Below are 26222 nucleotides of genomic sequence, written 5' to 3' on the forward strand. Positions count from 1 at the left end.
ACAGACAGTCCTGGCGCGGCTCAGCGCACGGCGACCGGGGTGAACAGCGCCTGCACCGAGCCGGTGATGCGCGGCGGCGCGAGGATCATCATGAATTCGGAGGCGTTATCCTTGGCCAGGTCCTTCGTCACGATGTTCTCAAGGATATAGACGCCGCGACGGGCGAGCAGCTCCTGGTGGACCGGGAACAGGTCCTTGGTCTCGCCGGGCAGCACTTCCAGCGCGGCGGTGTCGGAGCCGATGGCGACGACGCCGAGGTCAGACAGATATTTGGCGCCATCCATGCCGATGCCTGGCTGCACGGCGATGAACTTCTTGTTGTCCTTGCCGATCATATCCATCCAGCCGGTGTGGAACAGCACCACATCGCCTTCACGGATCTCGACGTTCTGGGCCTTGGCCGCCTCCTTGATCTCCTTGGAGTTGATCGGCGTGCCTTCCTTCAGCATCGGCGTGTTGAAGTGCTTGGTCATGTCGAGCAGCACGCCGCGGGTCACCATCGGTGGGAACTTCTCAAGGCCAAGCTTCTTCAGGCCCTTGATGTCAGAGAATTCATGGCCCTTGTGGCCATTGTAATAGACGTTGTCTATGCCGAGGTGGCCGAGGCCGTCGATATGGGTGCCGGCGCCGTTCCAGCCGACGATCATGTCGTCATTGTAGCTGGCCTTGTTGGGACCAAAGCCGCCCGTGACGCCGCCCTGGGCCGGCTGGACGATCATGATCTCCATCTTGCGCGGCTCATAGGCCGGGGTCTGGGCGTTGGATTCCAGCGCCAGATTGTAGACCTTGCCGTTCTTGACGAGGCCAGCGGCCTTGGCCACCAGCGCCGGGGTCACCAGATTGGCGGCGCCGATCTCATCCTTTGGGCCGTATTTGGACTTGGTCCAGTCGGCGGCGGCGGCCGCGTCGGGCTTTTTCTCGTCATGCGCCAGGGCCGGGCCCGCAGCCAGAACGCCAACGGCCAGCGCCAGCGCCGCGCCAGCCAGTCCGGACCTGTAGTGTCGCCGTGAAAACATCTGCTTCCTCCCAGTTTCCCTTGCCGGCCGGTTCCCAGGCCGTGCGTGCGGCGGACCATCATGGGTCAGCCTGTCCTTGACGGCCTGTGGCCGTTCGCCAGCGCATCGAGGCGCAGGCGATACAGTGCAGCATATCTGAGGCATTCAGCAAGCCAAAGCTGTTACACAGCTTCGTGCGACGCAATCATCAGACCTGCAGCCAAAACAAAACAGGCCGCCCTGCTGTATAGGCAGGGCGGCCTGTAATATCTGTCGCAATTAACCTGGGTTAGCTGCAGCGTGTCAGTGAATACCGTCGCCGCGCAGATAGCCTTCCTTGCGATTGTCCGGCATCAGCAGGCCGACGATCAGCACCAGCACCGCCATGGCGGTGACGTAATAGCCAAACCATTCGGCATGGCCGATGTCCTTGAGCTTCAGCGCGACAAATTCGGCGCTGCCGCCGAACACGGCGTTGGCCACCGCATAAGGGAAGCCGACGCCCATGGCGCGCACCTCGGGCGGGAACAGCTCGGCTTTCACGATGCCGCCAATCGAGGTGTAGAAGCAGATCATCAGCATGCCCATCAGCACGAGCGCGCCGGCGATGAAAGGCGTCGACGCCGTGGCGATGGCGTTGAGCAGCGGCACCGTGCACACAATGCCGAGCACGCCAAAGATGATCACCGAGGTCTTGCGGCCAATGATGTCGGACAGATAGCCGAAGGCCGGCTGCGCCAGCATGAACAGGAACAGCACCGTGGTCATCACCACGCCCGCCGTATAGGTCGGTAGCCCGGTGGTGTTGACCAGATATTTCTGCATATAGGTCGACCAGGTGTAGAACATCAGCGAGCCGCCGGCGGTCAGCCCCAGCACCAGGGCGAAAGCCTTGGGGTGCTCTGCGATCAGGGCGCGCAGCGAACCGGCTTCCTTACGCTCCGACTGGCCCTCCGGCATGGTCTCCGACAGGGTGCGCCGCAGGAACAGCGCGATCAGCGCCGCGCCGGCGCCGATGAAGAACGGCACGCGCCAGCCCCACTCGCGCATGCCCGTCTCGCCAAGCCAGTTGTGCAGCACCAGCACCACCAACGAGGCCAGCAGCTGGCCGCCGATCAGCGTCACATACTGGAACGAGCTGAAGAAACCGCGACGGCCCGCCTTGGCGATTTCCGACATATAAGTGGCGCTGGTGCCATATTCGCCGCCCACCGACAGGCCCTGGATCATGCGGGCCAGCAGCAGCAGCGCCGGGGCCAGCACGCCGACGGTTTCATAGGTGGGCAGCAGGCCGATCATCAGCGAGCCGCCGCACATCATCAGCACCGCAAGGATCATCGAGCGCTTGCGGCCATAGCGGTCGGCGATCAGGCCGAACAGCCAGCCGCCGATCGGCCGCATCAGGAAGCCGATGGCGAACACCGCCGCCGTATTCATCAGCTCTACGGTCGGGTTGCTCTTGGGGAAGAACGCGTGGGCGAAGTAGATCGCCGTGAAGGCGTAAGCGTAGAAGTCGAACCACTCGACCAGATTGCCGGATGACGCGGCGAAAATTGAAAAGACACGTTTGCCATCGGACATGTGCGCAATGTCCGCAGGCGTCAGCGTTTTGGAATGGCTCATGCGGGGCTCCAGGTCGCTCCCCGCGCCAACGCGCGCCGCCGGGTTCGTCCGGCACAAGGGCGGACCACGGCTGGCGGGTGTTGACGGACGGATCGCAGGCACATGACGGGCGCGCCAGGCCGACTGCCCAGCGTCATCATGTGGTTGTAAAGCCGCCTTATTCCCTATTCAGGCAGGTGATTCCAGTAAATTTTTGCTCAACTGCGACGCGGGCCCGGCGAGATCAGGGCGTATGCTCGCGCGGTCACAATAAATTTGGACAATTGACCCACGGTTACATGTGAAATCGATGCCGGGCGCGCACGGTCATGCTCAGGCTTGCATCAGGTCAGCCAGCGCTTGCGCCGGCGATAGCTTTTCACGGCCCGGAAGGATTTGCGATCGCCCTCGGCGACACCGAGGTAGAACTCCTTCACATCTTCATTGGCGCGCAGCATGTCGGCGTCGCCATCCATCACCACCCGGCCAGTTTCGAGAATGTAGCCATAGGTGGCGTATTTCAGGGCCATGTGGGTGTTCTGCTCGGCCAGCAGAAACGACACGCCCTCGCGGACATTGAGATCGCGGACGATTTCGAAGATCTCGCCGACAATCTGCGGGGCGAGGCCCATCGACGGCTCATCCAGCAGCACCAGCGACGGCCGCGACATCAGCGCCCGGCCGATGGCGCACATCTGCTGTTCGCCGCCGGAGGTGTAGCCGGCCTGGGATTTGCGCCGCTCCCGCAGGCGCGGGAAATAGTGATAGACCTTCTCCAGATCGGCGCGGATCGCGGCGGCGCCGTCGCGGCGGGTGAAGGCGCCTGTCAGCAAATTCTCCTCGATCGACAGATGGCCGAAACAGTGCCGGCCCTCCATCACCTGGATGCAGCCGCGGCGCACCAGCTCATTGGGCGTCATCCTATCGACCCGCTCGCCATTGAAGACAACGGAGCCGCGCGTCACTTCGCCCCGCTCGGCCTTCAGCAGGTTGGAAATGGCCTTGAGCGTGGTGGTCTTGCCCGCGCCATTGCCGCCAAGTAGCGCCACCACGCCGCCGCGCGGCGCCTCCAGCGACACGCCCTTCAGCACCAGCGCCACGTGATCGTAGATCACCTCGATATTGTTAACCGACAGCACCAGATCGCGGGCGGCGCCCGCCGTTGCATCGGCTACCGGCGTGGCGTTGGCGGCGTTCTCAGAGCTTCCGGTCATCGTTCTGCTCCCCTTTTGCGTCGCATGCTGGCGCGCCCATCTGGCGCGCAGCGGCCCGTCGTGCGGCGCGCATCGCCGCGCCCCGGAATCAGCCGCCGGGGCGCCGTACGCCATTTGCCAGGCCGCGACGATGCTGACGCATTCGCGACCTGTATGCTCATGCGCACAGCACGGGCTTAAGCAGCGCCCGATGGATCATGCCCATCGGGCGCTGGAATTACTTGCTGTCGCAGGCTTCGGAGCGCTTCGGCCAGCCGGTGTTCTTCTCGACATAGTCTTTCGCCGCCGCCGCCGCGACCGGCCCCACCTTGTCCATCATCGGCTTGATGGCGCCGCCGATCTTGACGAATTTCTCGCCATCCCACTCCTGGACGAAGGTTGCGCCATGGCCATTATGGTCGGCGCAGGTCAGCTTGAGCGGATCGGTGAAGCCTTCCATGCCCAGCTCTTTCAGCCGCTCGGGGGTGAGGTTGATGGCTTCGAGGCCGCGCCTCACGTCTTCGCCCGAGACCGCCTTCTTGCCGGTCAGCTTCTGGGCGTTGCGGATGCCTTCGGCGATCAGCATGGAGTTGTAGACGCCGCGATTGTACAGCACCTCGCCTTCCTTGCCCTTGGCGACCTTGCTCAGCCCCTTGTCGATGACGTTCTTCTGAATGTCCTTGATCACCGGGAAGTCCGTGCCGACGCCGTGCCAGTTGAGCGTGCGGAAGCCCTTGGCCGCAGCGCCAGCCGAGCGGGCGTCATCTTCCGACGGCCACCAGATCGAGACGAAGCGGTTCATCGGATAATTGATGCGGGCCGCCTCCTTGATGGCGGTGGGGTTGAGCGCGCCCCAGCCATACATCACCATGAAATCCGGCTTGTCGCGGCGCACGCCGAGCCATTGCGACGACTGGTTCTGCATGTCGGTGGCGGCCACCGGATACAGCTTCAGCTCAAAGCCGAGATCCTTGGCGAACTGCTCGAACATCGGGATCGGCTCCTTGCCGAAGCCGGCGTCGAGATAGATGTAGCCGATCTTTTTGCCCTTGAGCTTATCGAGGCCGCCGAGCTCATCGCCGATATGCTGGATGATGACCGACAGGCCATCCCAATAGGTGTTTGGCGGGTTGAAGATCCATGGGAAGGTCTGGCCATCCGCCGAGGCCGAGAGGCCATAGGCCATCGACAGCACCGGGATCTTGTCGACGCCGGCGCGCGGGATCAGCGGCAAGGTGATGCCGGTGGACCACGGATTGACCATCACCGGATTGCGGCCCTTCACCGCCTCATAGCATTCGAGGCCCTTCTTGGTGTCGTAGCCGGTCTCGCATTCCTCAATGATGATTTTGGCGCCGCCAATGCCGCCGTCACGCTGGTTCAGCATCTCCAGATAGTCGCGCATGCCATTGGCGATGTGGATGCCGGAGCCGGAGAACGGCCCGGTGCGATAGGTGAACAGCGGCACGAAATTGGCGTCCTTGCCATCCTGTGCCTGGGCCGGGACCATCTGGCCGCCGGCCAGCATGGTCACGCCTAACGCTGCTGAAAGCAGAACCTTGCTCATGTAACCCATGGCTGTCGTCCTCCACGATCGAGGCTGCGCCCCTGTTTTCGGTGATATCGCCGTCTGTCGTCACGCTCCCGGCTCAGGCCCCGATCAGTAAGGGAAGGGCCAGACGCGCAGTTTCTGCTTGATGGTCCGCCAGATGCTGGCGAGCCCGTGCGGCTCCAGAATAAGGAAGCCGATGATCATGGCGCCCACGACCATGAAGGTGATGTGTTCAATGGTGGCGGCGCCGATGCTGAGGCCAAGCGCCGGAAACAGCGCCTTCAGCACGATAGGCAGGCCATAGATCAGCCCCGCGCCGAGAAATGAGCCGATCAGGCTGCCGAGGCCGCCGATGATCACCATGAACAAGATCAGGAAGGACTGGTTGATGGAGAACACGTCTGGCTCGGCCGAGCCGTACCAGAGAAACACCATCAGGGCGCCGGCGACGCCGCAGTAGAAAGACGACACCGCAAAAGCCAGCAATTTGGTGGGCAGCAGACGGATGCCCATCAGTTCGGCGGCGATATCCATGTCGCGCACCGCCATCCAGCTACGTCCCACCCGGCCATGCACGAGATTGGAAGCGATCCAGGTCAGGAACACCACCACCGACAACACCACCAGATAGCGCAGCTCCGGCGTGGCGTGCGGGCCGGTGATCGGCATGCCGAACAGCGTGCGCACCGGGGCCTCGATCGCGCCCGAGACATTGTTGTTGTACAGCCACGGGATGCGGATGAAGCACCATTGCAGGAAGAACTGCGCCGCCAGCGTCGCCACCGCCAGATAGAAGCCCTTGATGCGCAGCGACGGCAGGCCAAAGAACACCCCGACCGCGGCCGAGAAGAACCCCGACGCCAGGATCCAGACGATCAGGTTCACCTCGGGGAAGAAGGTGGTGAGCTTGTAACAGGCGTAGGCCCCCACCCCCATGAAGCCTGCCGTACCGAGCGACAGCTGGCCGGTGTAGCCGGTGAGCAGGTTGAGCCCCAGCGCCGCCAGCGCAAACACCAGCAGCGGGATCATCACCGCGCTGAGCAGGAAGCTGCCGCCAAACACGGGCAGGATGACGAAGGCGATGAACAGGATGACGGCGAGGCCTATCCGGTCCTGGCGGATCGGAAACACCGCCATATCGGCCTTGTAGCTGGTCTTGAACTGGCCGGTTTCGCGATACAGCATGGCGCAGTCCCCTCAGATCCGTTCGATGATCTTTTCGCCGAACAGGCCCTGGGGCCGGAACAGCAGGAAGGCCAGGGCGATGAAATAGGCCAGCCAGGTCTCGATGCCGCCGCCGACCAGCGGCCCCCAGTAGAACTCGCCGAGCTTTTCGCCGACGCCGATGATCAGGCCGCCGACAATGGCGCCGGGCACCGAGGTGAAGCCGCCAAGCACCAGCACGGGCAGCGCTTTCAGCGCGATGATCTCCAGCGCGAACGACACCTCGGAGCGGGCGCCCCACATGATGCCGGTGGCCAGCGCCACCACGCCGGCGGTGAACCAGACGATGACCCAGATCTGGTTGAGCGAGATGCCGACGGACAGCGCCGCCTTGTGGCTGTCGGCGACGGCGCGTAGCGCCCGGCCGATGCGGGTTTTCTGGAAGAACACCGCCAGCGACGCCACCATCAGCGAGGCGATGATGGCGGCGGCGATGTCGATCTTCTGCAACGACACCCGCCCACCCAGCATCTCGACGTCGATGACGCCGCGCGGCAGGCCAAGCTGTTCGGTGATCATCGCCTTGGGATTGCCGCCGAACACCAGCTCGCCGAAGCCAATGAGGAAATAGGTCAGGCCAAAGGTGGCCATGAACAGGATGATGTCGGGCTGGTTGACCAGCGGCCGCAGCACGATGCGCTCGACCCCCACCGCCAGCAGGAACATCACGCCAATGGTCAGCGCCAGCGCCACATAGGCCGGCACGCCTTTTTCATAAAGGCCGACCAGCGTGAGGGCGGCGAACACCACCATGATGCCCTGGGCGAAATTGAACACGCCCGAGGCCTTGAAGATCAGCACGAAGCCAAGGGCGATCAGCGCATAAAGCACGCCCGAGACCAGGCCATCCCACAGCGCCTGCACCAGAAGGTCGGGGGCAGCGCCCATCTGCACGAAGGGGTCGATGAAGACGTTGTAGAGCATGTCCATCGCCATCACCCCTCGTGCGCCACGCCGAGATAGGCGTCGATGACGGCCTGGTTGGCCTTGACCTCATCGGGGGCGCCGTCGGCGATCTTGCGGCCATATTCCAGCACCACCACCCGGTCGGAGAGATCCATCACCACGCCCATGTCATGTTCGATCAAAGCGATGGTGACGCCATAGGCGCTGTTGACGTCGAGGATAAAGCGGCACATGTCCTCCTTCTCCTCCAGGTTCATGCCGGCCATCGGCTCGTCGAGCAGCAGCAGATCCGGCTCCATGGCCAGGGCGCGGCCAAGCTCGACGCGCTTCTGCAGGCCATAGGGCAGCTTGCCGACCGGCGTCTTGCGCACCGCCTCGATCTCCAGGAAATCGATGATCTCCTCGACCACCCTGCGGTGGCGCACCTCCTCCTCCAGCGCCGGTCCATGGCGCCACAATTGCCAGAAGAAGTTGCGCTTCATGTGCAGGGTGCGCCCGGCCATGATGTTGTCGAGGGTGCTCATGCCCTTGAACAGCGCCACATTCTGGAAGGTGCGCGAGATGCCCTGGGCGGCGGCGAAGGAGGGGCGCATGCGCTTGCGCGTCTGGCCGCGGAAGGTGATGCGGCCTTCCTGCGGGTGGTAGAAGCCGTTGATGACATTGAGCATCGAGGTTTTGCCGGCGCCATTGGGGCCGATGATCGCCCGCACCTCGCCCTTGCGGATGTCGAAGGAGACGTCGGAGATCGCCTTGACGCCGCCAAAGCGCAGCGAGACGTTCTCGACAGTAAGCAGCGGCTCGCCAGGCTTCAGCCCGTCATCGGGCCGGGTGAAAATCTGCGGATGCGTCATGACGGCCGCCTTCCCGATGGCGCAGGGGCCAGCTCATGCACGCGGACCCGGGCGGAGAGCTTGCCCTTGCGCCCGTCTTCAAAGGTGACTTCGGTCGTGATGTCGGCCTCGGACGAGCCGTCATAGAGCGCGGCGACCAGCGGCGCGTAGCGTTCGGCGATGAAGCCGCGCCGCACTTTCTGGGTGCGCGTGAGCTCGCCGTCATCCGGGTCGAGCTCCTTGTGCAGGATGATGAAGCGGCGCACCTGGGAGGCGGCCATCGCCGCCTCGGCGGCCAGCATGTCATTGGCGGCGGCGATGTCGCGCCGCAGTAGGTCGGCGACCTGCGGATGCCCGGCCAGCTCCTGATACGAGCCGTAGACGACATTGTTGCGCTCGGCCCAGGCGGCCACGGCGGTCAAATCGATATTGACGAGGCAGGCGACATGCTCCCGCCCATGGCCATAGGCCACCACTTCCTTGATATTGGGGAAGAATTTGAGCTTGTTTTCGATATATTTCGGCGCGAACAGCGCCCCATCGGCCAGCTTGCCGACGTCTTTTGAGCGGTCGATGATCTTCAAATCGCCGTCGGCAGTGATGAAGCCGGCGTCGCCGGTGCGCACCCAGCCATCGGCTGTCATCGCCTCGCGGGTCTTGTCGTCTTCGCGGAAATAGCCAACGAACATGCCGGGCGAGCGGAACTGCACCTCGCCGTCGGAGGCGATGCGCAGGTCAACCCCCGGCGCAGGCGGCCCCACAGTGTCGGGCCGCGCCCGGCCATCGGGCTGGGCGGTGATGAACAAAAAGGCTTCGGTCTGGCCGTAGAGCTGCTTGAGATTGACGCCGAGCGAGCGGTACCAGGAAAACAGCTCGGGCCCGATCGCCTCGCCCGCGGTGTAAGCGACGCGGATCTTGCTGAAGCCGAGGGTGTTTTTCAGCGGGCCGTAGATCAGCAATTCGCCAAGGCCATAGGCCAGCCGCCCCATCAGCGGCGTCGGCCGCCCTTCCAGGATCGCCTCGCCATGGCGGCGGGCCACGGCGAGACATGCGCGATACAGCCATTGTTTGAAGCGCCCCGCATCCTGCATGCGGATGGTGATGCGGGTCAGCAGATTTTCCAGCACCCGGGGCGGGGCGAAATAATAGGTCGGGCCAATTTCCCGCAGGTCCTCGCTCACCGTCTCCGGCGATTCGGGACAGCAGACGCAGAAGCCGGCGGTCATCGCCTGGGCCCATGTCAGATAATGGTCGCCCACCCAGGCCAGCGGCAGATAGGCCAGCACCTCCTCCTGCGGACCCAGCCGGTCGAAGGTGACGGTGGACAGCGCCGCGGCGATGCAACGCTCATGGGTCAGCATCACCCCCTTGGAGCGCCCGGTGGTGCCGGAGGTGTAGAGGATGATCGAGACATCACCGCCCTGCCCCATGGCGACCTGCTCATTGAGCCAGATCTCCCCCTCCTCGGCGAGGCGACGCGCGCCGGCGGCGATCAGCCGGTCGAGATCGTGCAGCCGGCTGTGGTCATAGTCGCGCAGCCCACGCGGCTCGTCATAAACGATGCCCTGCAGCTCCGGCAGCTGGTCGGCGATCTGCAACAGCTTGTCGACCTGCTCCTGATCCTGCACCACCGCGAAACGGGCCCCGGCATGGGCGCAAACGAAGGCCAGCTCATCGGCGACGGCGTCGGCATAGACCGGCGCAGGGATCGCCCCCAGCACATGCGCCGCCAGAACGCTCCAGTACAGGCGTGGCCGGTTGCCGCCGATGATCGAGATGCAGTCGCCGCGCCGGACGCCCAGCTGCGCCAGCCCCGCCGCCATGGCCCGCACCTGGGCGCGGGTTTCGGACCAGCTCCAGCTCTGCCAGACGCCGCGATCCTTGTGCCGCCAGGCGGGACGGTCGCCATGCTCGGCGGCGTTGATGTCGAGCAGGCGGGCGAAGGTGCGACCACGGCCGCCCGCTGTCGAGGTCGCCCAGCTATTGGGGAACGCCGCCGCGCTTGCCGGCGCGGCAGGGTCGCTTCCAGCCTGATCAACGGCTGCCGGCACGCGTTTTCCTCCAGCCCAACGCCTGCTGCCGCAGCTAAACCTGCACAGATGGCGGTTATTTTATGCACGGAAAGACTTGCAGAAAGCTCATGCCCCGACAACACGACCAATTCATGAGGAGTTGCATACTATTGTCCAATTGCCTGCCAGCCTCCGCCATGGGTGTAGCTTGATGTCGGCGCGCGACAACTTTAGTCAATCTATTGACATGTTGTGTCCGCTTCACAGGCGGCCCATCACGACCAGCGTCAGCCACAACCATGCGGCGCACGGTGATCGCCAGCAGGCGGCCTGGCCGCAGCGCTATGGGCCGCGCGGCGTTTCGGGCGCCTGAACATGGCCACAACCGCCCGTTACAGCGCCATGACGCCACGCGCGGCCGTGTGCGACGCGGATCAGCTGCGGCCAGGGTTGTGCAGGCAGGTCGGGCGCGGCCCATCCGGCCACGCCTATCGGATGCACTGCGGGCAGCCGCATTGGACGCGCCGCGCCGGGGCGCTTCTGTTATGCTTGTGGGATGACGTTTCGGATGCGGCTGCTGCGCCAGACCAGATTTCACCTGCCCCTGCTGGCCATGCTGTTGGCCCCAATCGCGCCAGCGCTGGCGCATCCGCACGTCTGGGTGACGGCGAAAGCGGCGCTGGAATTCGATGACAGCGGCAAGGTGGCGGCGATTAACCATCGCTGGACCTTCGACAAGGCGTTTTCCGCTTACGCTACCCAGGGCCTCGACAGGAATGGCGACGGCGCCGTGACGCCGGACGAACTCTCCGGCCTGGCCAAAGAGAACATCGACGGGCTGACCGAGTTCAGCTGGTTCACGCAATTAAAGATCAATGGCGCGAAGACCGCGTTTATTCCGCCGACCGGCGGGGCCATGGCGCTGGTCGACGGACAGCTCGTGCTGAATTTCCGGCTGCCGCTGCAGGAGGCGGCGGCGCCGGGCAAGGCGCTGCTGCTCGACATCTCCGACCCAAGCTATTTCGTCGCCTTCACCATCGCCGAGGGCGACGGCGCCGTGACCCTCGACAAGGGGCCAGCCGGCTGCGTCACCAGCGTCAGCCGCCCCAAGGCGCCGCCGCCGCCGACCCAGAACCTCACCGAGGATTTCTTCAACGCCCTGTCGCCCGCCGCCAACTATGGCAGCCAGTTCGCCAATAAAGTGGTGGTGGCCTGCCCATGAGCACGGTTGCTTCGGAGAATCTACGGCGGGACGAGGTTGGGGCCGCAGAGCTGCAAGGTTTGCCCCGGCGCGCGCGCCTGCGGCGCCTGTCGCTGCAGCTGGCGTTCATGCTCATCGCTCTTGCGCTGACTGCGGGTGGCCTCGCCCTGTTGGCGCTGGCCTTCAGCCACGCCGCGCCGCCGCCGCCGCGCAATCCGTTCGCCAGCGGCATGGTCGAGCCGTCGGCCGCGGGACGCATCGGCGAGACCATCGCCGCCGTGCAGGCGGTGTTCTATCGCGCCCTGACCCAGGGTTTGCAGGATTTGCGCCACAATGGCGCGGCCTTGTGGAGCCTGCTCGGCGTGGCCTTTGGCTATGGCGTGTTTCACGCCGCGGGCCCTGGCCATGGCAAGGCGGTGATCTCGGGATATCTGGTGGCCAATGAGCGCACGCTGGCGCGCGGCGCCATGCTCAGCTGGCTCGCCGCTCTGCTACAGGGCTGCGTCGCCATCGCCATCGCTTTGGTGCTGGCGCTCATCTTTAACGCCACCGCCGCGATGGTGAAGGTCAGCGTCGGCTGGATCGAATGGCTGAGCTTCGCCCTGGTGGCCCTGCTCGGCCTTGTGCTGAGCTGGCGCAAGGCCGGTGCGCTGGCCCGACTGACGCTGCCCGATGGCGCCGCGCCGCCCGACGCCACCTGCGGACCGGAGTGTGGCCACGCCCATATGCCCGACGCCAGCGTCGTGGCCGGCGCCCGCGACTGGCGCGCCATGGCGGGCGTGGTTCTGGCGGCGGGCTTGCGCCCCTGTTCCGGGGCCCTGATCGTGCTGGCTTTCGCCCTGTCGCAGGGCGCGCTGGCGGCAGGCGTGGCGGCGGTTTTCGCCATGGCCGTCGGCACGGCCATCACCACCAGCGCCATCGCCGCCATGGCGGTGTTCGCCAAACGGCTGGCGCTGCGGCTGGCTGGCGGCGGCAGCCCCTCCGGCGCCTGGGCCATGGCCGGGCTGGAGCTTCTCGCCGCAGCCTTCGTGCTCGCCACCGGAATGCTGTTGCTGTTGGGATTGAGCGCCGCTGGCTCCTGAGGCGCGCAGCGTCCTGATCACACCAGGATGCGAAGATGCTGACGCATCCGCATCCTGAAATGCTCAGGCGCCGCACCGGCTTAACCAGATCCCGATGAGTCATACTCACCGGGTTCTGGCATCAGGCGGCGCAGCGCTCGCCGAGCGCCTCGGCCACCCGGCCAGCCAGCTGGATCAGCGAGCGGTCGGAGCCAGCCGGGCCGAGCAGAGACAGGCCAAGTGGGCCGCTGTCGCCATGCAGCAGCGGGATGCTGACCTGCGGGAAGCCGCTGAGGCTCGACGGGCACATCAGCCGCAGGGTGCGATTGCGGAAATCCTCCATCGAGGCTTCGACTTCCGCGAGGAACGGCGGCGGCGACGGCATGGTGGGCAGCACCAACACGGCGCCCTCGCCCAGCAGCTCCGCCAGATGATTGCGGAAACGCGCTGACAGCGCCCGCGATTCGGCCAGCAGGGTCTCGGTGAGGTCCTTGCCCGTGGCGAAGCGATCGGCCAGCGACGGGTTCATCATCGGCGCGTGGCGCTCGATGAAGCCCTTGTGCGTCTCCCACGCCTCCCAGTTCTGCAAATGCCGCAGCGCCCAGCACAGATTGTCGAGATTGGGCGCGGCGACGGCGGTGTCGAAGCAGCCCAGCCGCAGGGCGAGCCTTTGCAACGCCTTGTCCAGCGCCTCCGCCGCCGTGGCGCTGACCAGCGCCAAACAGCCACGGTCGACCAGAAAGCGGGCGGCTCCGGGCAGGGGCGCCGGATCGTCGCCGAGCAGAATCTCGCCGACAGCCCCCAGGGTTTCGGCGCTGCGCGCGAACCAGCCGACCGTGTCGAAGCTCGGCGACAGCGGCTCGACGCCGTCGGTCGACACCCGCCCCCACGTCGGGCGGAGGCCGAAAACGCCGCAATAGGACGCAGGCGCGCGCAGTGAGCCGGCGGTGTCGGTGCCGAGGGCGAAATCTACCTGCCCCGCCGCCACCGCCACCGCCGAGCCAGAGGACGAGCCGCCAGAGATGCGGCCAGGGGCGGCGGGATTAACCGGCGAGCCGAAATGGGCGTTGCGGCCCAGCACGGAATAGGCGAACTCATCAGTCTGGGTCTTGCCGACGAAGCGGGCGCCCGCCGCCAGCAATTGCGCCGCCACCGGCGCGGTCACATCGCGTATCCCCGAGGTCGCCAACTTGATGGGATTGCCACATCCGGTCGGGTAACCGGCGATGTCGATGACATCCTTGACCGCAAAACTCATGCCCGACAGCGGCCCGGCGGCGGCAGCCGCCACAGGCGCATCGGGGTATGGGACAAATGCCCGGAATGGATCATCACGCATGAGCGGTGCTGTTTCCCCTGGGTCCTCGACCGCCATCGCGAAGGTCGCCACGCGTCCTCCGGTCTGCAGCCTCTACCCGCCATCGCGGCGGGATCATCAATACATTCCTGAAGCGCAAAAGACGCCCAGGTCATTCGGTTCGCTCACGCTTGCTGCGCAGTGCGGGCCAACCGCCAACACGCAGTTCGCGTTGAAGGGTGGCGCAACCGGATATTACGGTTGGGGCCAGTCGCCCGGGCGTATTGATCCGCGCGCCATGCGCGATGCATCCCAAATCTGACCCTGCCCCGGCAGGCAGCGCCCGGCGGCGAAGGTGAGGCCGGCGCCGTCGCGCTCAGGCAGCGGGCCCTTTGCGGCCCGATTGCCGATCGGCTCGTCATACGCCCCAGACCGGCCAGCGGTCGCGGCGACGGCATCGTTCACGTCACTCGCGCATCATAGCGGCCTGGGCAAGCGCGCTTAAGTGCCCCGAGCGGACGGCCCCCATGCAGTCACCGCAAGGCGGCGTGCGGCGGCTGGCTGTTGGTCGCTCCTACGGCGTGACGATTTGGGCGCAGGATCCGGGGCGCGGCTCATGGCCCGGGGACCGTCGCGACTTGTGCTGGCGCCCGTTCCCAGGCTAATCAGACTGCATGACAGGCGCCATGTGGCGCAGCTTCCTTCGGAGACACGGTGTGAGCGACAGGACTGCAGGCTCCGGCGCCATCAATTGGCGTAATCTGATCACGCTTGGTTCGCTGACCCTGCTGGTGGGCGTCGAGGTGATCGGCGCCGCCATCGCCGGCGGCTGGGCGCTGGCCGGCCTGCTCGATCTGGGCACGACGCTGGAATATGTGTTCATGGCCGTGTTCGCCGCCATCGCCGTGTGGGGCATGGTGAAGTTTCTGCGCGCTGGCCTCAAGGTCGAGCCGATCCGGCGCTGAGACGCCCAGCTGGCGCGCAACGCAGGTTCAAGGCGGCCCGGTGGCCGCCTTTTGCATGTCTGGGACCATCTGGTCAGGCCCAATCTGGGGGCTGAAGCGTGGAAGTGGCGCGCAGGCGCTGGCCCGGCCATATCGCTGGATCGCGCGCAGTAGGCGCCGCTGATGGATATGGCGGCGCGGCTCAGCGCCGCCAGGGCGTCTCCGGCACGGGGGTCAGCGGCCCGCAGCCGGCGAACCAGCCAAGCAGATTGTCGACGGCCAGTTGCGACATGGCGTTGCGGGTATCGACCGAGGCCGAGCCCACATGCGGCAGCAGCACCACATTATCCATGGCGATCAGCTCCGCCGGCACATGCGGCTCGTCGGCGAACACGTCGAGGCCGGCGGCGGCGATGACGCCATCGCGCAGGGCGGCGATCAGCGCCGGCTCGTCGACCACCGAGCCGCGCGCCACATTGATCAGCACGCCCTGGGGTCCCAGCGCCCGCAGCACCTCGGCATTGACCAGATTGCGCGTCGCCTCGCCGCCAGGCGCCACCACCACGAGGATATCGCAGGCCTCCGCCAGGGCGACAGGATCTGGCCGCCACGGCCACGGCAATGCGGGCCGCTGGCGGCGGCTGTGCCATTCCACCTTCAGGCCAAACGCCGTGCAGCGATGGGCGATCGCCTCGCCAATGCGGCCCAGACCAAGCACACCCACGGTCTTGCCGCGCAGTGAGGCGCTAAGCGGGAACGGCGCGGCGCGCCATTTGCCCTGGCGGACATATTGGTCCGCCTGCGGAAGCCGGCGCACCGTGGCGATCAGCAGCCCGAGGGTCAGATCGGCGACCTCATCGGTCAGCACATCTGGCGTATTGGTGACGATCACCCCACGCGCAGCCGCCGCCGCCACGTCGACGCCGTCATAACCGACGCCGATATTGGCCACGATCTGCAATTGCGGCAGCTGCTCCATCAGCGCGGCGGGCACGCCGCCAAAGCCGGCGACGGCGCGCACGCGCGGCGCGACAGCGGACAGCAGCGCCTGCGCATCGCTTGCGGCGCCCAGATCGTGGACAATGCAGTGCTGCTCGAGCACGGCGCGCGGCGCCGGCATCATCGGACTGACCAACAGAACTTCAGGTCGCAAATTCATACCTCCAGCCAGGCGCCAAGCGTCAGGGCGCCAGCGCGTCAGCGTCACGGAACAGGCGCGCAATTGGCGCGGCCGCTCGCCTTACGGGCGCCATCCACTATTGCAACGCGGGCTGATGCGCCAGGCATGGCAAGACAAGTTATCTGACGCCAAGTCATGGGAGGCCAGGTCATGGGAGGCCAGGTCGTGGGACGCCAGGTGGTCGCCAGCCAAATCCTGCTCCGCCAGATCCTGGCCCGAAAAGTGATGACCTGCGGCGCGGCTGGCCCCAGACGCCTGATGGCTCACGCGTCCACGTCGGCGTCGTCGTCATCCCGCGGCGCATCGGTTGCGGCGGTGAAGTTTTCGGCGGCGCGGCGCAACATCTTGCGCAGCTTCTTGCGATCGCGCCCATCGAACCCGGCCAGCAGGCGTTGTTCGGTTTCCTGCCACAGGCTGGCGATTTCGCTGGCGCGGGCGCGGCCCTCCCGGGTCAGGCGCACGCGCACCAGCCGACCGTCGTGCGAATCGCCATCGACCCGCGCCACCAGGCCCTGCGCGGACAGCCGCGCCACCGCCTTGGACGCCGTGGGCGGCCGCACCCGCAGCAGATCGGACAGGGCGCCCATGGTCATGGTTTCATGCTCGTGCAGCGCCTGCAGCAATTGCTCCTGGCCAGGGAACAGGCCAAGCGCGGCCAGCCGCTCGCCCAGCTCGCCCCGGTGCAGGCGCGCCAGCACGGTCAGCGCCCAGCCGACGCTCTTTGGGATGGCCTTGCCCTTAGCCGACTCTGCTTCCGCGTTCCTGGCCGGCGGTGCGGGCGGCGGCGGCGGGCTTGCGAGCGGCGCTTTCCTGCCCGCTGAAGAGCCGGCTTTGACGACACGGGGCCGGGCGGGCGAGGCGGCGCTTTTCGCAGATCGTTTGCTGGCGGCGACGGGCTCGGCCATAGGGTCCGCGCCCGCTTGTGGGGCTGCGCTGCGTTCTGGCGGCGCTGCGCCGTTCTTCTTGCGGCGGGCCGGCTGCGCGATGGCTGATTGTTTGGCGGTGGCGGGAGCTGCTTTGGCGCGCCCCCTGGAGCTTTTCTCCGCGCTTGTCGCTCTGGCCGTTGCCCTGGCGGCGGCTTTATCAACCGCGCCAGCCAGCTCGGATGGCGCTGCCGACGTTTTGCCAGACGGTGATTTGGCCGGAGGCGCCTTTGCAGACGGCGTCTTTGAAGTCGACGTCCGGGGGGCGCGAGGCGCGGCTGATCCGCTAGCCGCGCGGGCGGTGCTCCTGGCTTTCGCGGGCTTCTCGGCGGCCATAACAACTCCCCTGCGAACGCGGGCGCATAAACTGGCGCACGCCCCCCTTTTGACTTTCACTGGTCGCCTGCACCGGGCGGCTTTCGCCAAAGCGCGGTGGGCGCCAACCATCGCGTTCTGTCCAGACGCCCTTTGACCTGGCGCGCTTTAACCTTGACGCGTTTAGCTGGCCCGTGCAGCGCCTCGGCAGGTCAGAGCGCCGATGCAAATGCATCGTCGCATCGTGCCATGGGGCGCCAGCATCTGCTGCGTGACAGTATTGAGCCGATGACACCCTGGCGCGCCAGCGTCGGGCGTCCATCACGACTGGCCAATATGATCACATTGTCTGCGCTGTGAAAACATTGCGTCGCAAATCAGTGGCTTGTGACCAAAGCTGGCGTGCGGCGCGCCAACTCTGCCCCGAATATCAGGCTCAGCGGGCGACGCCGCGATGGCGTAGCGCCAGCCAGCTCAGGCCAGACAGCGCCGTATGGATGCCGACGCCAGCCAGCGAGATCAGCAGCAAGGCGGCGAACATGCGCGGGATATTCAGCCTGTAGCCGGCTTCAACAATACGCCAGGCCAGGCCGCTACCCTGCCCCGCCGTCCCGGCGGCGATCTCCGCCGCCACCGCCCCAATCAGCGCAAGGCCCCCGGCTATCCGCAAGCCGGCGAAGAAATGCGGCGCCGCTGACGGCGCCTCGAGCCGCAGCAGGCGGCGCCATGGCCCCGCGCCATACAGGCGAAACAAGTCGCGCAAGCCTGGGTCGACCGAAGCGAGGCCGGCGGTGGTGTTGGACAACACCGGAAAGAACGCCACCAGAAAGGCGCAGGCCAGCACCGCGCCGTCTGGCGCCAGCCAGATCAGCAGCAGCGGCGCGATGGCGATCACCGGCGTCACCTGCAACACCACCGCAAACGGATAGAGCGAGGCGGACACCAGCCGCGAGCGCGAGAACAACAGCGCCAGCGCCACGCCGCCAGCCACCGCCAGGCCTAAGGCTTTCGCCGTGGTCGACAAGGTCACCGCCAACGCGGGCGCCAGCGTAGGCCAGTCACGCCACAAGGTCTGCAGCACCAGCAGCGGGCCTGGCAGGATATAGGGCGGGATCTGCCGCCACCGCACCAACGCCTCCCACAAAAGCAGGGCGATCAGCCCGGCCGCCACGGGCGCGATGACGCGCAAGGTTGCGCCGAGCCGGCGCGCCCTGTCTGTATTCTTGCCTGGGTTTCTGCCTGCGTTTTTGCCGGCGTTCATGCAGGTGCTCCGGGGATGGGCGCAACCTTTGGCCGGCTCACGGCAGCGCCATCAGGCCCCCCTGCGCCCTCACTTGCTGCGGCGGCCAGCGCCAATATGTCGGCGCTCTGCCGCGCATAAGCGGCGCTGGCGCGAAAGCCTGGCCCGCGCCCCTCCGGCGCCTCGACCAGCCGCTCGGCGATCACCCGGCCCGGACGCGGCCCCATCACCAGGATGCGATCGGCGAGATAGACGCTCTCCCAACTGGAATGGGTGACGAAGGCCACGGTGAAGCCCAGTTCGGCCCGCAATTGCAACAAATCATCATTGAGCCGGAAGCGGGTGAACTCGTCGAGCGCGGCGAAAGGCTCATCCATCAGCAGCAGGTCGGGCGCGGTGGCCAGGGCGCGGGCGATCGACACGCGCATGCGCATGCCGCCCGACAGCTCATGCGGGAACGCCCGTTCAAAGCCATTCAGCCCCACCAGCCGCAGCATGGCGGCGGCGCGGTCATCGCCCTCGCCCCGCGGCGTTCCGGCCAGATCCAGCGGCAGGCGCACATTGGCGAGCGTGCGTGACCATGGCGTCAGCGTCGGGTCCTGAAAGACAAAACCGATACGACCAGCGGCCTTAAGGGCCGGATCGCGCGCCGCCACCCCGGCTGTCGGCGCCAGCAGCCCGGCCAGCAACCGCAGCGCCGTGGATTTGCCACAGCCGGAGGGACCCAGGATCGCAACGAATTCGCCCTGACGCACGGCGATATTGAGCCCGCTGAGCGCCACGACGCCCGAGCCAAACCGGAGCGAGACATCGCGCAGGCTGACCAGCTCGCGGCCTTCGGCCTGCCCTGTTACACCGGCGTCAGCGGGATCGATCAAGCCCGACGCCCTTGTTGACGAATTGATCGGTGTAGCTGGCGCGCCAGTCGAGGTCCGGCTTGTACAGGCCAGCCTTGACCATGCGGTTGAAGAAGCTCTGCATGCGCGCCTCGGTCATGGCGCCGATGCCAAGCGTCTGCGCGTCGCCGGCGTCGACCAGGCCATATTCCTTCATCCGCGCGATGGAGAAATCGATCTGCTCCTGGGTCATGTCGGGGTTGTCGCGCAGGATCATGGCGTTGGCGGCGGGCTTATCGCCATGCAGATAATTGCGCCAGCCCAGGATCGAGGCGTCGACAAAGCGTTGCACCAGATCGGGATCGGTCTTTACCCGGCCGGCGTGTGCTTCGATCGTGGTGGAATAGGTGTCAAAGCCATGGTCGGCCAGCAGGAAGACATTGGGCTTAAAGCCGCCCTGCTTTTCGACCGCCAGCGGCTCGGAGGTGCCATAGCCCTCATTCACCGCGCCCCTGTCGGCGAGGAAAGGCGCCAGATTATGGGTGTAGGGCCGGGTGTTTTCCTCGCGAAAGCCGTGTTCGGCCTTCAGCCACTGGAAGTAAGACGCGAGCCCCTCGCGCCCGACATAGATGCGGGCGCCCTTCAGATCGTCCCAGCGGTCGAGGCCGACGCCGGGGCGGGACATCAGCACCTGCGGGTCCTTCTGGAAGATCGCCGCCACCACCTTGACCGGCAGCCCCTGCTCCACCGCCGAGAACGGCTGCAACATGTTGCCGCCCATATAAAAATCCAGCCTGCCGGCGGCGAGCAGCAGACGGTTGTTGGCCTGCGGGCCGCCGGGAATGATGCTGACGTCGAGGCCATATTTCGCATAGGTTCCATCGGCCAGCGCCTGATAGAAGCCGCCATGCTCGGCCTGGGCCAGCCAGTTGGTTCCGAAGCGAATTTTTTGCAGCAGGCCAGGCCGGGCGGTCGCAGCGCCTGGGGCGGCGGCCGGTTGCGCCGCCAGCCGCGACGCCGCAGCGAGAAGGACCGGCAGCAGCATCGGGACGAGCAGCGCCCGGCGTCGCGTCACCCCCGCCTGGCCATCATGATGCTTTTGCCCGAGTGGATGCTGCCGCATCCCGGCGTCGCCTGGATCTGTCATGCCCTACCCCCAAATATCCTGGCCGCAGGCGTCGCTTCGCCTGACGGGCGGGCGCTGAGGCGCCTGTGTCGCGTGTGGTAGCCATCATGGCCTGGCCAATGTCGCCGCCCGCTGCGACCAGCGCCTCGCGCGGTGCGTTCCGAAAGCGCGCCGCATGCAGTATCCTTGCGCCAGAATGCGCCGCCGCCTGCGTGCGGGCAATATGATTTCAATGCGGAACAGACTGTGACCCATACCTCGCCTGCGCCTCATCTCCGCAGCCGCCTGTGGCGCGAGATGACCACGGAAGAATTTGGCCAGGCGCGCATGGCCGAGGCCATCGCCGTCCTGCCGCTGGCGGCGGTGGAACAGCATGGTCCGCATCTGCCCACCGGCGTCGACGCCATGATCATGGAGGGCATGATCGCCGCCGTGCGCGCCGAACTGGAGCAGGCGCCGGCCCAGACGCCGCTCACCGTGTTTCTGCCGGTGCAGGAAATCGGCCTGTCGACCGAACACATCGCGTTCGCCGGATCGCTCACCCTCGCGCCCGAAACAGCGATCCGCGCCTGGCGCGAGATCGCCATCGGCGTCAGCCGCGCCGGCTTTCGCAAGCTGGTGCTGGTGTCATCCCATGGCGGCAACAGCCCGGTGATGGATGTGGTGGGCCGGGCCATGCGGGCCGAGGCCAATATGCTGGTGGTGCAGACCTCGTGGCAGCGCTTCGGCTATCCCGATGGCCTGTTCACGGCGGAGGAGATCCGCCATGGCATCCATGGCGGCGATATCGAGACCTCGCTGATGCTGGCCTTCCGGCCCGAGCTGGTGCGCATGGACAAGGCCGACAATTTTGCCTCCGCCGCCCTGGCGCTTGAGCAGGACTATGAACTGCTGCGCGCCGACCGGCCTGCCGGGTTCAGCTGGCTGTCGCAGGACCTGCACCCAGCCGGGGCCATCGGCGACGCCAGCCGCGCCACCAAAGACAAGGGCGAGGCTGCGGCGCGCCACGCTGCGGCGGCCTTCGTGCGCCTGCTCGGCGAGATCCGCCGCTTTGAGCTGGGCGACGGCACGCGCCAGCGCCCGGGGTTTCTCTGAAGCGTTGGGACGCCAGCAAGTCGGACAGCAGCCAGAGCAATATTAAGCAGCGTGTGCAGGTGTAGCAGGGTGCGGGGGTTGCCCGCGCCCTTAATCATTCCTGCGTCCGCCCAAGGACGGCGCGACGCTCAGGGCGCAGGTCAGGGACCCGTGGTCAGGCGGCGTGGGGCAACTCGCTCGCGCCCCATCGAAGCGCGCCGCTTTCACGCGTGGCGACGTCGGCCTCCAGCGGCTGCAGCGGCGCGGCCTGCGGCGCCGCGATCATGCCGCAGGCCCCGGCCAACGCCCCGTCGACCAGTTCGAGCCCAACCAGCCGGCGCTGTTCATAGGCGCCGGGCATGGCGAGGCCCGCCGTCAGCTCAGCCGTGAAACCGAAGCGACGGTAGTAGTCAGGGTCGCCAACCAGCACGATGGCGGCATGGCCGGCGTCGCGGGCGCGGGCGATCGCCTCACGCATCAGCCGGCCGCCAATGCCATCGCCCTGCCGCCCAGGCGCCACCGCCAGCGGGCCAAGCAGCAGCGCCGGGCGATCGCCCGCCAGCACCTGCCACAGCCGCACCGTGCCGACAAGACGCGCCGGGCCATCGGCGTCGAGCGCGCGCGCCGCCAGCGCGAGGCCAGCCGCCGGCTGTTGGCCCTGGCGCAGGCGCTCGCTCGACTTCTGCTTGCGGTCGGCCCCCATGGCCGCATCAAGCAGGGCCTCACGGGCGGCGACGTCGAAAAGGGTTTCATCGCCAATGAAGATCATGGCGCAATTCCTGGCAGTGCGCGGCCCAGCCTTCAGGGCTGGCCGGCGAAGGCGTCATAAGGGGTGAGCCGGCGGTTGCAGCCAGCCGCAGCGGCGGGCCATCAGGCGAATACGCCTGATGGCGGGTATGGGCGTGGATTGGCGCGCCGGCGGCGCCTGCCGTCAGCCTTGCGTCAGATGACGTAGGACTTCAGCGGCGGGAAGCCATTGAACGCCACCGCCGAATAGGTGGTGGTGTAGGCGCCTGTGCCTTCGATCAGCAGCTTGTCGCCGATCTCGATCGAGACCGGCAGCATGTAGGGCTGCTTCTCATACAGCACATCGGCAGAGTCGCAGGTCGGGCCAGCGAGGATGCAGGGCGCCATCTCCGCCGTGTGCTCTCGCTCGGGACGGATCGGGTAGCGGATCGACTCATCCATGGTTTCGGCGAGACCGCCGAACTTGCCGATGTCGAGATAGATCCAGCGCACGTCATCCTGGGCGCTCTTCTTCGACACCAGCACCACTTCCGTCTCGATCAGCCCGGCGTTGCCGACCATGCCGCGACCTGGCTCGATGATCGTCTCGGGGATGCGATTGCCGAAATGTCGTCGCAGCGCCTCGAAGATCGACTGGCCATAGGCTTCCACCGCCGGCACGTCCTTGAGATAGCGCGTGGGGAAACCGCCGCCGAGATTGACCATCGACAGGCCGACGCCGCGTTCGGCGCAGGCGCAGAACACATCGGCGGCCATGGCGAGGGCGCTGTCCCACGCCTCGGTATTGCCCTGCTGCGAGCCGACATGGAACGACACGCCATAGGCCTCAAGCCCCAGCCGGTGGGCATGCTCCAGCACGTCAGGCGCCATGGCCGGGTCGCAGCCGAATTTGCGCGACAGCGGCCATTCGGCGCCAGCCCCGTCGCACAAAACGCGGCAGAACACCCGGGCGTCGGCGATGTCGGCGGCATGCGCCGCGCGGGCGATCTTGTCGACCTCGGCCTCACAATCCACCGCAAACAGCCGCACCCCAAGCGCCAGGGCGCGGGCCACGTCGCGTTCCTTCTTGATGGTGTTGCCAAAAGAGATGCGATCGGCGGTCGCGCCAGCAGCCAGCGCCATCTCCACCTCCTGCACGGAGGCGGTGTCGAAACACGAGCCGAGGCCGGCCAGCATGCGCAGCACTTCCGGCGCGGGATTGGCCTTCACCGCGTAGAACACGCGGGTGTCCGGCAGGGCCGTGGCGAATTTGCCGTAATTGTCACGCACGACGTCGAGGTCCAGCACCATGCACGGACCATCTTCCTGACGTTGACGAAGGAAGTCGCGAATACGCTGGGTCATGAGCGCATCTCCCCGCAAAGCTGAAGGAACGCCTGCGCACGGGCGCAACGGCCCGCAACGGCGACGTTCGGCATGATGCGGATGAAGTAACGCCCTCCGGCGCGCTGTGGAGACGCGACCAGACGGCATATCTTCAACCGACCGTGCTGCCTTGGTTTGGACAGGGAGACCCGGTCCGCACGCGCGGCAATGATGGACAAGCCTCTTCGGTGTCGACCTTTGGAGGGCCGACGAGACCAAAAAAGCCCGCTCCGTCGTTGCTTTAAGCTGCGTCCCCCGTGGAGATTCGGGGTTCGCCGGTTTCGCCTCCGGCTGCCGGTCTGATGTTTGGGGTCCGGTTCAGTGAACCGGGGTCGCCAACGCAGGTATCCTTTCCATGCGTCAGTCGACCCTTTTGACCCCGGGCGGCTGTCCGGCCTCTTGTCCGGATACCCACCAACCGGCACGCGGCCACAGGCACGTGCGAATTTGGGCACGCTAGACATAGGCCTTGCCGCCCCCTGGCGCAAGAAGATTTACGTCCGGTTTACGCTTGCCGACCGCGCCAGTTCGCGCTTGGCGCCAGACCCCGATGAGCATGACTCATCGGGTTCCGGTTAAGCCCGTGCGGCGCCTGAGCATGTCAGGATGCGGATACGTCAGCATCTTCGCATCCCGGTTTCGGTCGTTTTTCAGCCCATATCAGGCGTCATGTGCGGCGAAAGGCGGCGTTTTGGCGATGTCCCATGCTCGTGCGTTGCAAGAGCCGCGATGAGGAGGTCCCCAGGCGGGGAAGCCAGAGCGTGCCCGCAGGCGCCCGCCGCGCAAATTGCCGGGGCCGGCATGCGGGAGGCGCCCTGCCCACGGTCGCGCCGCCACCTCACGGCGCGGCGCCAGCAATTTTCAAGGTTTCGGGATTATGATGCCCGAATCGCCGTTTACAGGTCGCGCACGGGTCGCGCAGCAGCGCGGCGTCGGCGGCGACGCCGGACCGGTCGTAACGTCAACAGTGGGTCAGCATGTCGAATTTTTCGCGCAGAAGCTTTGTTGAGGGTTTGCTCGCCCTGTCGGCCTTCGCCACCGCCAGCGCGGCCATGGCGAAAACACCGCAAGGCGCGCCCCCGGCTGAAGAACCTGCGCGGCCCGACGCCGCCATGAAGGAGGCAGGCCTGAAGCCGTTCGGCTATCAGGACGTGGTCCGCCGGGCCCGCGAGCTGTCGCAGCTGCCCTACGCCGCCCCGGCCTCACAGGCGCCTGAGGCGCTGGCGAAGCTGGGCTTCGACCAGTGGCGCGACATCCGTTTCCGTCCGGAAAAGGCGTTGCTCACCAATTCCGGCACGCCGTTCCAGATGCAGATGTTCCACCTCGGCTTCCTGTTCCAGCAGGCGGTGACGGTGAATGTGGTGCGCGACGGCGTGGCGACGCCAGTGCCCTATTCGCCGCAAATGTTTGACTTCGGCCAGAACAAATTCGCCCGGCCGCTGCCCGTCAATGTCGGCTTCGCCGGCTTCCGCCTGCACTACCCGCTTAACGACCCAAAGGTGAACGATGAGCTGATCTCGTTCATCGGCGCCAGCTATTTCCGCTTCCTTGGCCAGGACCAAGTCTATGGCCTGTCGGCGCGCGGCCTCGCCATCAATTCCGGCGGCGAGGAGGAGTTTCCGGCGTTCCGTGAGTTCTGGGTCGAGGCGCGCAAGGGCGAGGAGAGCCGCATCACCGTGTTTGCGTTGCTCGACGGCCCGTCGATCGCCGGCGCCTATCAGTTCAATATCTACCCGGCGAAATATACCGTCGTCGATGTTGAGGCGACGCTGTTCCCGCGCAAGACCATCGACCGGCTGGGCATTGCGCCCCTGACCTCGATGTTCTTCATCGGTGAGAACGACCGGCGGTTTACCGACGATTACCGGCCGGAGGTGCACGACAGCGACGGTCTGATGATCCATTCTGGCAGCGGCGAGTGGATCTGGCGGCCCCTGCACAATCCGGTGACGCAGCAGATCTCGTCCTTCGTCGAGAATAATGTGCGCGGCTTCGGCCTGATGCAGCGCGACCGGGTGTTCGAGCATTATGAGGATCTCGACATCGCCTATGAGCGGCGCCCCGGCTATTGGGTCGAGCCGCGCAACCCCTGGGGCGAAGGCCGGGTCGAGCTGATCGAATTGCCGACCACCGATGAGACCAATGACAATATCGTCGCCTTCTGGGCCCCGAAGGAGCCGGTGACGGCCGGCCAGCAGCTGATCTACAAATACGCCATCACCTCCTTTGGCCCGACCTCTGGCCTGCATGCCGGCGGTGAGGCGGTGAACAGCTTCCAGTCGGCGCCCCGGGCGCTCGGCTCGTCGGAGCCGCTGAACCCCAACGCCCGCCGGTTGATGGTCGACTTCTCGGGCGGCGAACTGGCCTATTGGCTCAAGGATCCGCAGCGGGTGAAGGTCGACGCCTCCACCTCAGGCGGGCGCATCCTGCGCACCTTCATCGCCCCCAATCCGCGCATCGGCGGCTTCCGCGCCGGCGTCGATGTGGAGGCGCCAGCCGGCCAGACGGTCGACGTGCGCGTCTTCCTGCGCGCCGACAACAAGGCGTTGACCGAAACCTGGATCTTCCCGTGGAAGGCGCCATGAGCAGGCGCAAGTGG

The 26222-nt window shown here is 66.3% G+C and carries 22 protein-coding genes; 6 read left to right on the forward strand and 16 right to left on the reverse strand.

Translation table 11 applies throughout. The annotated features are described in order from the left end of the window. Positions 1 to 20 precede the first annotated feature (20 nt). The 8 genes from AC6A67_RS04370 to AC6A67_RS04405 all read right to left on the reverse strand — a co-directional run bounded on the left by AC6A67_RS04370 (position 21) and on the right by AC6A67_RS04405 (position 10236). Positions 21 to 1016, reverse strand: a complete 996-nt coding sequence (locus AC6A67_RS04370) for a cyclase family protein (RefSeq protein ID WP_498035328.1) — start codon at positions 1014 to 1016, stop codon at positions 21 to 23. A 282-nt stretch (positions 1017 to 1298) separates the two neighbouring features. Beyond that, positions 1299 to 2618: an MFS family transporter gene (locus tag AC6A67_RS04375; RefSeq protein WP_498035329.1), complete on the reverse strand. Its 1320-nt coding sequence runs from the start codon at positions 2616 to 2618 to the stop codon at positions 1299 to 1301. 323 nt (positions 2619 to 2941) lie between these two features. After that, positions 2942 to 3811, reverse strand: coding sequence for an ABC transporter ATP-binding protein (locus AC6A67_RS04380; protein WP_498035330.1), 870 nt, complete (start codon positions 3809 to 3811; stop codon positions 2942 to 2944). 217 nt (positions 3812 to 4028) lie between these two features. Beyond that, positions 4029 to 5357: an ABC transporter substrate-binding protein gene (locus AC6A67_RS04385; RefSeq protein ID WP_498035368.1), complete on the reverse strand. Its 1329-nt coding sequence runs from the start codon at positions 5355 to 5357 to the stop codon at positions 4029 to 4031. A gap of 93 nt (positions 5358 to 5450) precedes the next feature. Beyond that, on the reverse strand, positions 5451 to 6527 hold the full coding sequence (locus tag AC6A67_RS04390; protein ID WP_498035331.1) for a branched-chain amino acid ABC transporter permease: 1077 nt from the start codon (positions 6525 to 6527) through the stop codon (positions 5451 to 5453). 12 nt (positions 6528 to 6539) lie between these two features. Continuing rightward, positions 6540 to 7496 carry a branched-chain amino acid ABC transporter permease gene (locus AC6A67_RS04395; protein WP_498035369.1) on the reverse strand — a complete coding sequence of 319 codons (957 nt, stop codon included), beginning with the start codon at positions 7494 to 7496 and terminating at the stop codon, positions 6540 to 6542. Between the two features lie 5 nt (positions 7497 to 7501). Continuing rightward, positions 7502 to 8323, reverse strand: coding sequence for an ABC transporter ATP-binding protein (locus tag AC6A67_RS04400; RefSeq protein ID WP_498035332.1), 822 nt, complete (start codon positions 8321 to 8323; stop codon positions 7502 to 7504). Beyond that, positions 8320 to 10236 (reverse strand): AMP-dependent synthetase/ligase, encoded by a 1917-nt coding sequence (locus AC6A67_RS04405; protein WP_498035370.1) that lies wholly within the window; start codon positions 10234 to 10236, stop codon positions 8320 to 8322. Before AC6A67_RS04405 ends, AC6A67_RS04400 begins: the two co-directional genes overlap by 4 nt. 634 nt (positions 10237 to 10870) lie before the next feature. On the opposite strand from AC6A67_RS04405, the gene AC6A67_RS04410 reads away from it, so the two are divergent. Both AC6A67_RS04410 and AC6A67_RS04415 read left to right on the forward strand, forming a co-directional pair. Continuing rightward, positions 10871 to 11536: a DUF1007 family protein gene (locus AC6A67_RS04410; protein WP_498035333.1), complete on the forward strand. Its 666-nt coding sequence runs from the start codon at positions 10871 to 10873 to the stop codon at positions 11534 to 11536. Then, positions 11533 to 12597, forward strand: coding sequence for a nickel/cobalt transporter (locus tag AC6A67_RS04415; RefSeq protein WP_498035334.1), 1065 nt, complete (start codon positions 11533 to 11535; stop codon positions 12595 to 12597). The genes AC6A67_RS04410 and AC6A67_RS04415 overlap by 4 nt, the downstream gene beginning before the upstream one ends. A gap of 121 nt (positions 12598 to 12718) precedes the next feature. Here AC6A67_RS04415 and AC6A67_RS04420 read toward each other — a convergent pair whose 3' ends face one another. Continuing rightward, positions 12719 to 13915, reverse strand: coding sequence for an amidase (locus AC6A67_RS04420; RefSeq protein ID WP_498035335.1), 1197 nt, complete (start codon positions 13913 to 13915; stop codon positions 12719 to 12721). Between AC6A67_RS04420 and AC6A67_RS04425 the strand changes: the two genes are divergently transcribed. Next, positions 13914 to 14195, forward strand: coding sequence for a hypothetical protein (locus AC6A67_RS04425; RefSeq protein WP_498035336.1), 282 nt, complete (start codon positions 13914 to 13916; stop codon positions 14193 to 14195). The genes AC6A67_RS04420 and AC6A67_RS04425 overlap by 2 nt on opposite strands. A 394-nt stretch (positions 14196 to 14589) precedes the next feature. After that, a complete protein-coding gene (locus AC6A67_RS04430; protein ID WP_498035337.1) occupies positions 14590 to 14838 on the forward strand; it encodes a hypothetical protein in 249 nt (82 codons plus the stop codon). 181 nt (positions 14839 to 15019) lie between these two features. Here AC6A67_RS04430 and AC6A67_RS04435 read toward each other — a convergent pair whose 3' ends face one another. The 5 genes from AC6A67_RS04435 to AC6A67_RS04455 all read right to left on the reverse strand — a co-directional run bounded on the left by AC6A67_RS04435 (position 15020) and on the right by AC6A67_RS04455 (position 20356). Beyond that, positions 15020 to 15976, reverse strand: coding sequence for a 2-hydroxyacid dehydrogenase (locus AC6A67_RS04435; protein WP_498035338.1), 957 nt, complete (start codon positions 15974 to 15976; stop codon positions 15020 to 15022). Positions 15977 to 16260: 284 nt separating this feature from the next. After that, positions 16261 to 16695 (reverse strand): MarR family winged helix-turn-helix transcriptional regulator, encoded by a 435-nt coding sequence (locus AC6A67_RS04440; RefSeq protein ID WP_498035339.1) that lies wholly within the window; start codon positions 16693 to 16695, stop codon positions 16261 to 16263. Between the two features lie 976 nt (positions 16696 to 17671). Then, positions 17672 to 18496, reverse strand: coding sequence for an ABC transporter permease (locus AC6A67_RS04445; protein ID WP_498035340.1), 825 nt, complete (start codon positions 18494 to 18496; stop codon positions 17672 to 17674). Next, complete coding sequence (locus AC6A67_RS04450; RefSeq protein ID WP_498035341.1) at positions 18493 to 19353, reverse strand: ABC transporter ATP-binding protein; 861 nt, start codon at positions 19351 to 19353, stop codon at positions 18493 to 18495. The genes AC6A67_RS04445 and AC6A67_RS04450 overlap by 4 nt, the downstream gene beginning before the upstream one ends. Then, complete coding sequence (locus AC6A67_RS04455; protein ID WP_498035371.1) at positions 19337 to 20356, reverse strand: ABC transporter substrate-binding protein; 1020 nt, start codon at positions 20354 to 20356, stop codon at positions 19337 to 19339. The genes AC6A67_RS04450 and AC6A67_RS04455 overlap by 17 nt, the downstream gene beginning before the upstream one ends. Before the next feature lie 378 nt (positions 20357 to 20734). Here AC6A67_RS04455 and AC6A67_RS04460 point away from each other — a divergent pair, with 378 nt between their 5' ends. Further along, a complete protein-coding gene (locus AC6A67_RS04460; RefSeq protein WP_498035372.1) occupies positions 20735 to 21532 on the forward strand; it encodes a creatininase family protein in 798 nt (265 codons plus the stop codon). A gap of 154 nt (positions 21533 to 21686) precedes the next feature. On the opposite strand, the gene AC6A67_RS04465 is transcribed toward AC6A67_RS04460, so the two are convergent. Then, on the reverse strand, positions 21687 to 22280 hold the full coding sequence (locus AC6A67_RS04465; RefSeq protein ID WP_498035342.1) for a GNAT family N-acetyltransferase: 594 nt from the start codon (positions 22278 to 22280) through the stop codon (positions 21687 to 21689). A gap of 173 nt (positions 22281 to 22453) precedes the next feature. Next, on the reverse strand, positions 22454 to 23602 hold the full coding sequence (locus AC6A67_RS04470) for a type III PLP-dependent enzyme (RefSeq protein WP_498035343.1): 1149 nt from the start codon (positions 23600 to 23602) through the stop codon (positions 22454 to 22456). A gap of 998 nt (positions 23603 to 24600) precedes the next feature. On the opposite strand from AC6A67_RS04470, the gene AC6A67_RS04475 reads away from it, so the two are divergent. Further along, complete coding sequence (locus tag AC6A67_RS04475) at positions 24601 to 26208, forward strand: OpgD/OpgG family glucan biosynthesis protein (RefSeq protein WP_498035344.1); 1608 nt, start codon at positions 24601 to 24603, stop codon at positions 26206 to 26208. Positions 26209 to 26222: the final 14 nt, after the last annotated feature.

It is taken from the genome of Camelimonas sp. FR25 (assembly GCF_059740505.1).